This window comes from Winogradskyella sp., from assembly GCF_965656915.1.
Lineage (GTDB): Bacteria > Bacteroidota > Bacteroidia > Flavobacteriales > Flavobacteriaceae > Winogradskyella.
This window is the reverse complement of sequence record NZ_CBFHMI010000099.1, coordinates 1-3,550: the sequence shown is the minus strand read 5'-3', so window position 1 is coordinate 3,550 and position 3,550 is coordinate 1. Positions and strand designations below refer to the sequence as shown.

The window sequence follows — 3,550 nt, the reverse complement described above, 5'->3', positions numbered from 1 at the left end:
ATCTAAACCTGCTGAAATTGAGTACGGTTCAGTAATTTGGCCATCGTTGGTTTGCATCAATAGGGTTTTACTCCCATGAATAATGCCTTCTTTTCCTAGAACAGAAGTTGCTGCACTTTCACCAGTATCTATACCTTTACCTGCAGCTTCAACCGCAATTATATTTACATTTTCATTATCTAAATAATGATAATAGGTTCCTGCAGCATTACTACCACCACCAACACAAGCAATTAGATAATCTGGGTCTTTAGTGCTTTCTTTTTCTAATAATTGATTTTGAATTTCTTCCGAAACAACTGCCTGAAAACGTGCTACCATATCCGGAAAAGGATGAGGTCCTACTACACTACCAACAATATAATGTGTATTAACAGGATTATTAATCCAGTCGCGCATAGCTTCATTTGTTGCATCTTTTAATGTACGACTACCTGATAGTGCAGGTACGACTTTAGCACCAAGCATTTTCATACGTGCTACATTTGGTGCTTGTCTTGCAATGTCAACTTCTCCCATATAAACAATACATTCTATACCCATTAAGGCACATACTGTTGCAGTCGCTACACCATGTTGTCCAGCACCTGTTTCGGCAATAATTCTCGTTTTACCTAAGCGTTTTGCTAAAAGAATTTGACCTATAGTATTATTTACCTTATGAGCACCCGTATGGTTGAGGTCTTCGCGTTTTAAATAGATTTTCGTATTGTATTTTTCAGAAAGTCGATTTGCAAAATAGAGCGGTGAAGGTCTACCAACGTAGTCTTTTAATAACTGATGAAACTCTTCTTGAAACGAAGGTTCGGCAGTTATTTTTAAATAATTCTGACGTAATTCTTCAATATTAGGATAGAGCATTTCTGGAATGTAAGCGCCTCCAAATTCTCCATAATACCCTTTGTCGTTTATGTTATATGTTTTTTTCATAATCAATTGTCATTTCGACATGAGCGAAGCGATTGAGAAATCTCACTTTAATGAGATGTCTCACATTCGTTCGACATGACAAATTTCGTTTTTAAATTTTTCTAATTCTTCAATATTTTTTAATCCAGCCTCAATTTCAAATTTACTATTTACGTCAATCGCATAGCAATACTTTGAAGCTTCACTCTGCTTAAATTCTTTAATTTTTTCAATTTCATCTAGCCCAATACCACCACTTAAAAAGTAAGGCTTGGTTGAAGGATAATCTTTTAAGACATCCCAATTGAAAGTGTAGCCATTTCCGCCAGGTAATTTCCCTTTAGTGTCAAACAGGAAATAATCACAAGTATCTTCATAGTCATCTAATACAGAAAAGTCAAATTCGTCTTTTATAGAAAAGACTTTAATAATTTTCTTTTTAGTCCCTTTTAATAATCTGCATATATCAGGCGATTCATAACCATGCAGCTGAATTACATCTAGTTTGTGTTTTTCAATTTTATCCACAATAACTTCGACATGTTCATCTACAAAAACACCAACTTTATTAATGCCTTTGGGTAATTCTGGAATGATATCATCAAAATCCCTTGGTGAATTCTTGTAAAATATAAAACCCAGATAGTCTGGTTGCAATTGTGCAACTTCAACCGTATTATATTTCATGCCACAGATTTTCAGTTTCATGATTCTAATACATTAATAAATTTTGTAGCGCTTATTCCTGGGTTATCTGTTTTCATAAAGTTTTCACCAATTAAAAAGCCTTTGTAACCATAAGGTTGTAGTGCTTTAATAGCTTCAACCGTACTAATACCACTTTCGGAAACTTTGATAAATTCATCTGGTATAAGTTGACTAAGTTGTTTTGAAGTGTCTAAACTGACTTCAAATGTCTTTAGATTCCTATTATTTACACCAAGCATATCTAATGATGGCATAATGGACTTTTGTAATTCTTCTTCGTTATGTACTTCCAATAAGACATCTAGATTTAAGCTTTTTGCTAGTTCTGAGAATTGTTTAATTTCATCTCTGGTTAATACCGCTGCAATTAATAAAATAACATCTGCTCCATAAGACTTTGCTTCAAGGATTTGATAATCATCAATTATAAATTCTTTTCTTAATAGTGGAAGCTTACAACTTGCACGAGCAACTAATAAATCATCTAATGAGCCACCAAAATATTTCCCATCGGTTAAAACGGACATACCACAAACTCCAGCATCTTCATAACCACTTGCCACATCTTGAACATTTAAACTATAATTAATAACTGATTTAGATGGTGAACGTCTTTTATGCTCCGCAATAATACCAGAATTACTTGTTCTTAATGCTTTTGAAAGTGGAAATATTTCTCTTTCAAAAAGGATAGAAGCTTCTAATTGACTTATAGGAATCAGTGACTTTCTAAGATCAACTTCTTTGCGTTTATCTATTACTATTTTATCTAAAATGTTCATTTACTCAATTCAATAAGTTTACTTAAACTTTCTTTTGCTTTACCGCTGTCTAAGGATTCTTTTGCTAATATAAACCCTTCTCTATGAGAAATTTGTTTTACAGTAGCTATCGCCAATCCTGCATTAGCACAAACCACATTATTTTGAGCGACAGTACCATTTCCAGATATAATTTTAGTAAAAAGTTGAGCCGCTTCTTTAACTGTATTACCACCAAAAATTTCTGACTGTTCAATTCTATCAATGCCTAAATCATGAGGTTCAAAGAGAGTTTCAGTAGTATTAGCTATTACCTTTGTTTTTCCTGTTAAAGAAATTTCATCATAGCCATCCAAAGCATGTACGACCGCATAATTTTTATCGGTTTCTTGGTATAAATAGCCATAGAGTCTCAGTAACTCAAGATTGAAAACTCCTACCATTTGATTTTTTGGAAAAGCAGGATTTACCATTGGGCCAAGCATATTAAAAAATGTTTTTACACCAAGTTCTCGTCTAATGGGTGCAACGTTTTTCATTGCTGGATGAAAAAGAGGAGCATGTAAAACACAAATACCTGCTTTATCAATACTTCGTTTTAAAAAGTCTATATCGTTAGTGAATTTTATACCCAAATATTCCATCACATTTGATGAACCGCAAGCAGAAGATACACCATAGTTGCCATGTTTAGTGACATTAACTCCAGATCCAGCTGTAACAAAGGATGACAACGTTGAAATATTGAATGTATCCTTACCATCTCCGCCCGTACCACATAAATCAATGGTGTTATAACCATCTATATCTACTGGAATACAAAGTTCTAAAAGTGCATTTCTGAAACCTCTGAGTTCCTCTAAGGTAATACTTCGCATCATATAAACCGTAAGGAATGAGGCGATTTGACTTTGGTTGTACTTACCTTCTGATATATTAACGAGAACATTTTTAGCTTCTTCACTTGAGATACTTTCTTGATTTATTAGTCTATTTAATAGTACCTTCATAATTCTTATTTCTGCGCAGGCAGGAATCTTATTAATTATACTTCTATTTTTTTGTTCATTTTGCCTTGATGCAAAACGAACCAAAAAATCAAAACGATTTGTTAGGAAATTGCTAAAGCACCATTCGCTATCGGAGCTAAATGCTTGAAGCTGCGCTTCGCA

Annotated in this window: 4 protein-coding genes; all 4 read right to left on the bottom strand. The window is 33.7% G+C overall.

All coding sequences use genetic code 11. The features are described 5' to 3' along the window. On the bottom strand, window positions 1–930 hold a 930-nt coding region (gene trpB, locus ACTG3Y_RS13310; protein ID WP_439153407.1), incomplete at its 3' end, for a tryptophan synthase subunit beta. Window positions 931–990: 60 nt separating this feature from the next. After that, window positions 991–1,617 carry a phosphoribosylanthranilate isomerase gene (locus ACTG3Y_RS13305; RefSeq protein WP_439153406.1) on the bottom strand — a complete coding sequence of 209 codons (627 nt, stop codon included), beginning with the start codon at window positions 1,615–1,617 and terminating at the stop codon, window positions 991–993. Further along, window positions 1,614–2,399, bottom strand: a complete 786-nt coding sequence (gene trpC, locus ACTG3Y_RS13300; protein WP_439153405.1) for an indole-3-glycerol phosphate synthase TrpC — start codon at window positions 2,397–2,399, stop codon at window positions 1,614–1,616. The genes ACTG3Y_RS13305 and trpC overlap by 4 nt, the downstream gene beginning before the upstream one ends. Beyond that, complete coding sequence (gene trpD, locus ACTG3Y_RS13295) at window positions 2,396–3,388, bottom strand: anthranilate phosphoribosyltransferase (protein ID WP_439153408.1); 993 nt, start codon at window positions 3,386–3,388, stop codon at window positions 2,396–2,398. The genes trpC and trpD overlap by 4 nt, the downstream gene beginning before the upstream one ends. Window positions 3,389–3,550: the final 162 nt, after the last annotated feature.